General features: G+C 65.8%; 5 protein-coding genes and 1 pseudogene. All 6 read left to right on the top strand.

Features of this window, described 5'->3' with window-relative positions:
• The first annotated feature begins 273 nt into the window (after positions 1-273).
• The gene (locus tag BM162_RS21930; RefSeq protein ID WP_093425966.1) at positions 274-543 is read left to right on the top strand and encodes a hypothetical protein; all 270 of its coding nucleotides are present in this window, start codon (positions 274-276) and stop codon (positions 541-543) included.
• 26 nt (positions 544-569) lie between these two features.
• A pseudogene (locus BM162_RS21925) lies at positions 570-1,757 on the top strand (HAD-IC family P-type ATPase); the annotation flags it as partial.
• Positions 1,758-1,780: 23 nt separating this feature from the next.
• Entirely contained in the window at positions 1,781-3,163 is a 1,383-nt protein-coding gene (locus tag BM162_RS21920; RefSeq protein ID WP_093425964.1) for an MBL fold metallo-hydrolase, read from the top strand.
• On the top strand, positions 3,160-4,668 hold the full coding sequence (locus BM162_RS21915) for a thymidine phosphorylase family protein (RefSeq protein ID WP_093425963.1): 1,509 nt from the start codon (positions 3,160-3,162) through the stop codon (positions 4,666-4,668). Before BM162_RS21920 ends, BM162_RS21915 begins: the two co-directional genes overlap by 4 nt.
• A complete protein-coding gene (locus BM162_RS21910; protein ID WP_093425961.1) occupies positions 4,665-5,597 on the top strand; it encodes a ribose-phosphate diphosphokinase in 933 nt (310 codons plus the stop codon). Before BM162_RS21915 ends, BM162_RS21910 begins: the two co-directional genes overlap by 4 nt.
• A 5-nt stretch (positions 5,598-5,602) precedes the next feature.
• On the top strand, positions 5,603-6,399 hold a 797-nt coding region (locus tag BM162_RS21905), incomplete at its 3' end, for a P-type ATPase actuator domain-containing protein (protein WP_439332845.1).

Here is a 6,399-nt window from a genome sequence, read left to right as displayed (position 1 = left end):
TGAAGTGGCAGAGCGATCCGCTGATCGTCTGGATCGCGGTGGGAGGCATGGCAGCCGTGTTTGCGTTCGAGAGGGCATTCCTGCGACGCGCCGGCGCGCGCCCGCACCAGCACGAGGCCTGAGAGGCAAGAGGCGGCAACTCAGGACGCCGCGACGCAAGTCGACGCTGATGCGGCGTTTTCTGTCCGGCGGATGTTTCTGCCTGATTCAGATCAAATCCCTCCGCAGGCGGAGGCCCTATGAAGGAGTTCGTATCCGAGCAGAAGGCGGGTGATGGACGAGTCTGTCGAAAAGGTCTCCAGCGGAGCGACACGCCAAGAGGGCGGGGCTTTGCTCTTGTTCCCGTGCCGGCCCGAGGCCCGCGCCGATGCGGGAGCGGTGCTGCAGATCACCTTCGGAACGCAAAAGCTCGTCTTGGAACTGCGGCCCCGCAGCCGTGCCCCCACGAAACGCGCCGCACCTTTGAAGGGCCTGATCCCCTTTGACCTTCCCGCGCGGGAGGCCTGCACGATGACTCGTGCCTGGAAGAGGATCGGCCAATGAGCCGCGCACATCAGAAGGCCCAGAACATGCGAGACGCAGCCGAAGACACGGTTCCGAGCGGCTATCACGGCACCGTCTACACCTGTCCGATGCACCCCGAGGTGCGGCGCACCGATCCGGAGGATTGCCCAAAATGCGGCATGCATCTCGTCCCCGAAGGCGAGGCGGCCGATCCGGCCGAGCATCATCACGGGCATGCCCACGCCGCAGGCGCGGCGGCTGGACAGTACGACAGCGTCCCGGCGGACTGGTCCGGCGCCGTCTATACCTGCGCGATGCACCCGGAGGTGCGGCAGACGAAGCCGGGGTCCTGCCCGATCTGCGGCATGGGCCTGGAACTGGAATCGGCGGCCATGGCCGAGGAAGGGCCGAACCCGGAACTCGTGGACTTTACCCGGCGGTTCTGGGTGGGCGCCATCCTCACGGTCCCGCTGCTCGTCCTCACCATGGGGCCGTTCGTCGGCCTCGGCGGGGTGCGGGAGATCTTCGGCGAGCGGACGACGCTCTGGATCGAGCTGATCCTCGGCACGCCCGTCGTGCTCTGGTCCGGCTGGCCCTTCCTGGTGCGCGGCTGGAATTCGTTCCGGACGATGAACCTCAACATGTTCAGCCTGATAGGCATGGGCGTCATGGCCGCCTGGCTGTTCAGCGTCGTCGCCGTGCTCGCGCCGGGGATTTTCCCGGCGGGATTCCGTGACGCCGAAGGTCACGTCGGGGTGTACTTCGAGGCCGCGGCCGTGATCGTCACCCTCGTCCTCCTGGGACAGGTGATGGAGTTGCGCGCCCGCGAGGGCACCGGCAAGGCGATCCGCGCGCTGCTCGACATGGCGGCCAAGTCCGCCCGCCGCATCCGCGCCGACGGCAGCGAGGAGGAGGTCCCGCTCGAGGACGTGCAGGTCGGCGACCGGCTGCGCGTGCGCCCGGGCGAGAAGGTCCCGGTCGACGGCACCGTGGTCGAAGGCCGCTCCTCGGTCGATGAAAGCATGATCAGCGGTGATCCGGTGCCGGTCGAGAAGACGCCGGGCGCTCCGGTCACCGGTGCCACGATCAACGGCACGGGTAGTCTGGTGATGGAGGCCACCCGCGTCGGCGCGGACACGATGCTGTCGCAGATCGTCGAGATGGTGGCCAACGCGCAGCGGTCCCGCGCGCCGATCCAGAAATACGCCGACAAGGTCGCGGGCCACTTCGTGCCGACCGTCATCGGCATCGCATTCGCAGCACGCCGGAGGCCGGCATGACGCGCTATGCCCGCGCCAGCCTGCGCTTCCTTGGTGCAGCGGGAACCGTCACCGGGTCCCGCTACCTTGTGGAGGCCGGTTCGCGCCGCATTCTTGTCGATTGCGGTCTCTTTCAGGGTTTCAAGACGCTGCGTGACCGCAACCGGAAGCCATTCCCGGCGCGGCCCTCCGCCATTGACACAGTGCTTCTGACCCATGCCCATCTCGACCATTCGGGCTATCTTCCGGCCCTGATCCGCGCGGGCTTCGCCGGGCGAGTGCTGTGCACCGAAGCGACGGCCGAACTCTGCGGACTCATCCTGCCGGACAGCGGTCATCTGCAGGAGGAAGAGGCGCGCTATGCGGCGCGCAAGGGCTTCTCGAAGCACCGGAACCCGATCCCGCTCTACACGCTGAATGATGCAGAGAAGGCGCTGAAGCGGTTTGATACCGTTGAGTTCCGCCGACGGATCGATTTGGGCGACGGCATCGCTGCCACCTTCGTTCCCGCTGGACACCTTCTCGGAGCGGCGCAGATCCGGCTCGAGGTCGGCGGCTCGACTGTCCATTTCAGCGGCGATCTCGGCCACGATCCCGATCCCTTGATGCGACCGCCTGCCCCATTCGAAGGCGCTGACGTGCTTGTCTGCGAGTCGACCTACGGCAACCGGCGCCATCCCGACATCGACCCCGAGGCGGAACTTGCGCCAGTGCTCACGCGCACCTTCGCCCGGGGCGGGACAGTCCTTATTCCGGCCTTCGCGGTCGGCCGTGCGCAGGGGCTGATGTATCACGTTGCCCGCCTCATGGCGCGAGGCGAGATCCCGAGGGTGCCGGTTTATCTCAACAGCCCGATGGCGATCGACGCGACGGCGATCTACCACCGCCATCACGAAGAACACCACATCAGCCGAGAGGATTGCATGGCAATGTTTCGCATTGCCGAGCGCGTCAACTCGGTCCACCAGTCCAAGGAACTGAACACTCGGCAAGGTCCGATGATCATCGTCTCGGCGAGCGGTATGCTCACAGGCGGCCGCATCCTGCATCACCTTGCAAGCTTCGGGGGAGACCGGCGGAACACGATCCTGCTGTCGGGGTTCCAGGCCGGCGGGACGCGGGGCGCAGCACTGAGCGACGGAGCCCGCAGCCTGCGCATGTTCGGGCGCGAATTTCCAATCGAAGCTGAGGTCGTCCAGCTCCAGAGCTTTTCGGGCCACGCCGACGCCAACGAGATCCTACAGTGGATGGCAGCGGGCCGCGCGCCGCGCATGACCTACCTTACCCACGGTGAGCCGACGACGGCCGACACGCTGCGCCAGCGTGTGGCGCATGAGCTCGGCTGGGCAGTCCGCGTCCCGGATCATCTCGAGACGGTGCATCTGGATCGTCCCAGATGACCGACACGCTTGCCCTCATACCAGCCGGCATCGACACTTACCGCCAGCCCGTCATCTACATGCACGAGGACTGCCACATCTGCCGTGCTGAAGGTTTTGCCGCCCAGACGAGGGTCCGCATCGACCTGCGTGACCAATGGGTCATCGCCACGCTGAACGTGGTGGCGCGCGGCGAGTGGCTGGCGGTGGACGAAGCGGCTTTGTCCGCCTCAGCCTGGTCCGCGATCGGAGCAAAGCGTGGCGACATTGCCCGCCTTTCGCATCCGGAACCGGCCACCTCCAGCTCGCGGCTTCGGGCCAAGGCATACGGCGAACGGCTGACCGAGCAGGATTTTGCATCGATCATCCGCGACACGCTGGATCACCGTCTGACCGATATAGACCTCGCCGCTTTCATCACTGCATGCGCGGGCGAGCGACTCGACGATGCCGAGACGGTGGCGCTGACGCGGACGATGCAGGCGGCGGGCGAGACGCTCGACTGGGGCGGCCGAACCGTTCTCGACAAGCACTGCGTCGGTGGGCTTCCGGGCAACCGGACGACGCCGCTTGTTGTCGCGATCGTCGCGGCCGCCGGTCAGATGATCCCCAAGACATCGAGTCGCGCCATCACATCGCCAGCGGGCACAGCGGACACAATGGAAGTTCTGGCGCCCGTTACGCTGGACGAACGGGCGCTCCGCCGCGTGGTGGAGGCCGAAGGCGGCTGTGTGATCTGGGGCGGGGCGCTGAATCTCAGCCCGGCGGACGACCATTTCATTCGGATCGAACGCCCGCTCGACTTCGACTCGACCGGGCAGTTGGTGGCCAGCGTCCTGTCCAAGAAGGCGGCCGCCGGATCCACCCATGTTCTGGTAGACATGCCGGTCGGCGCCACCGCCAAGGTCCGTTCGGCGGAGGACGCCGAGGCACTGATGGCGCGCTTTCTTTACGTGGGCGAGGCCATCGGCCTTCGGCTGGCGTTGCACCTGAGTGATGGCTCCGCTCCGGTCGGACGCGGCATCGGACCGGCACTCGAAGCGGCGGACGTGCTGGCGGTGCTGCGACGCACGGCCGGTGCTCCGAAGGACCTGCGCGAAAGGGCGCTGGATCTTGCCGGAAAGCTGCTCGATCTTGCACCTCAGGGCTTGTGTCAGGCTGGGCGCGCGAGGGCTGAAGCACTGCTCGACAGCGGCGAAGCGGAAGCGAAGTTCCTTTCGATCTGCGCAGCACAGGGTGGCTTTACCGAGCCCCAGCTTGCCCCGCATCGGGTGGAAATTCCTGCCCTGTCCGATGGGGTGATTTCCGCCATCGACAACCGGGTGATTGCGCGGATCGCAAAGCTGGCTGGTGCGCCTGGACAGAAGGTGGCCGGCGTCCGGTTGGGGGCCAGACCGGGCGACCGCGTTTCCAGGGGGCAGCCACTTTACGAGATCCACGCCGCCACCCCGGGAGAGGCGGAATGGGCGCGAGGCTATGCCGAACGCCATGCGGATGTGTTCGCGATTGCGGAGGAGCCGGAATGATCCTGATCCCATTCTCGGAAATGACACCCCTCGCAGACGAGATCGCGGCGCACCTTGGCGCTGTCTCTCGGCCCCTGGATTGGCACCACTTTCCCGATGGCGAAAGCCTGGTGACGATCCCGAACGGGCTATCGGGCGAGGATGTCGCCATTGTTGCGACGCTGCGGGATCCCGACCGGCTGGCCCTGCCGCTGCGCTTCGCCGCCGCCACGGCACGGGAGCTCGGTGCGAGACGCGTCGGGCTTGTCGCGCCGTATCTCGGCTACATGCGGCAGGACCGCCGGTTTCACCCTGGGCAATCCGTCAGCGCCGTCCTGTTTTCAGACTTCCTGAGCGAGAGTTTCGACTGGCTCGTGACGGTCGATCCACATCTCCACCGCATCTCGAGGCTGGGAGACATGTTCGGAATTCCTGCGAGACGTGTCGCTACTGCGCCGCTGCTGGCGGAATGGATTCGTGACAACGTTCCGGATGGAGCGCTGCTCGGCCCCGACAGCGAGAGCCGGCAATGGGTCGGCGAGGTCGCACGACTGGCGGACCGACCCTACGAGGTACTGAAGAAGCTCCGGACGGGTGATCGGGAAGTCGACATCAGTGTGCCCGAGAGCGCTGCCCTGCGTCACGGCACGCCCGTCATTCTTGATGACATCGCGTCGTCGGGGCGCACAATGATCCGCGCCACAGAGAGGCTATTGGCGGCGGGTGCCGGCCGACCGATCTGTCTGATCATTCATGGTATCTTCGCCGGGAACGCCCTCGAGGATCTCTCGTCGTCGGGTGCCCTGCGCGTGGTGACCACCGACACGGTACCGCATCCGACGAACTGCATCGGGGTCGCGCCGCTGATTGCCGGCGCGATCCGCGAGATCACTCCGCAAACAATGTCTGGCGAGGGACACCGGCACATATCTGTAAGGAAGGGCGAGTGAGCAAGATGAAGCATCACGAACATCACGCAGGCGGCAAGCACGCTCGCGCCACCGTGCGACAGCAGCACGCCGGACACGGCGAAGGAGGACACGACCACGGAGCGATGATTGCCGACTTCAAGCTGCGGTTTTGGGTCTCTCTGGTCCTCACCGTCCCGATCCTCCTGCTGTCGCCGATGATCCAGGACTTTCTCGGGCTTGGCGAAGCCCTGCGATTCTCCGGGTCGCCGCTCGTCCTCTTCGCGTTGTCGTCGTTCGTGTTCTTCTACGGCGGTTGGCCCTTTCTGAAGGGCTTCCTCGGGGAAGTGACGAAACGCCAAACCGGGATGATGACGCTGATCTCCATGGCGATCAGCGTGGCTTACATCTACTCGAGCGCCACGGTCTTCGGTCTTGCGGGCGAGCCGTTCTTCTGGGAACTCGCCACGCTCATTGATGTCATGCTTCTCGGGCACTGGATCGAGATGCGTTCGGTCATGGGCGCCTCGGCCGCTCTTGAGGCCCTTGTGAAACTCATGCCCGCCACGGCGGACCGACTGAAGGAGGACGGAAGCACCGAGGAGGTGCCGGTCACGGACCTGGTCGCTGGCGATCGGGTCCTCGTTCGCCCGGGCGCCAAGGTGCCGACTGATGGCGTGATCATGGAGGGGCGCACCAGCCTCGACGAATCCATGCTGACCGGAGAATCAAAACCGGTCGAGCGCAGAGAAGGCGAAGAGGTGATCGGCGGCGCCGTCAATGGCGAGGGCGCGATTACCATCGAAATTCGCAAGACCGGGAGCGAGACCTATCTCGCGCAGGT

This window comes from Tranquillimonas alkanivorans (assembly GCF_900115595.1).
Classification (GTDB): domain Bacteria; phylum Pseudomonadota; class Alphaproteobacteria; order Rhodobacterales; family Rhodobacteraceae; genus Tranquillimonas; species Tranquillimonas alkanivorans.
Note: the sequence above shows the minus strand (reverse complement) of the source record. Positions and strands in the feature narration are given on the sequence as shown.

Coding starts and splice junctions, on each gene's coding strand:
- BM162_RS21930 (WP_093425966.1), top strand. CDS start 274: ATGGACGAGTCTGTCGAAAAGGTCTCCAGCGGAGCGACACGCCAAGAG.
- BM162_RS21920 (WP_093425964.1), top strand. CDS start 1,781: ATGACGCGCTATGCCCGCGCCAGCCTGCGCTTCCTTGGTGCAGCGGGA.
- BM162_RS21915 (WP_093425963.1), top strand. CDS start 3,160: ATGACCGACACGCTTGCCCTCATACCAGCCGGCATCGACACTTACCGC.
- BM162_RS21910 (WP_093425961.1), top strand. CDS start 4,665: ATGATCCTGATCCCATTCTCGGAAATGACACCCCTCGCAGACGAGATC.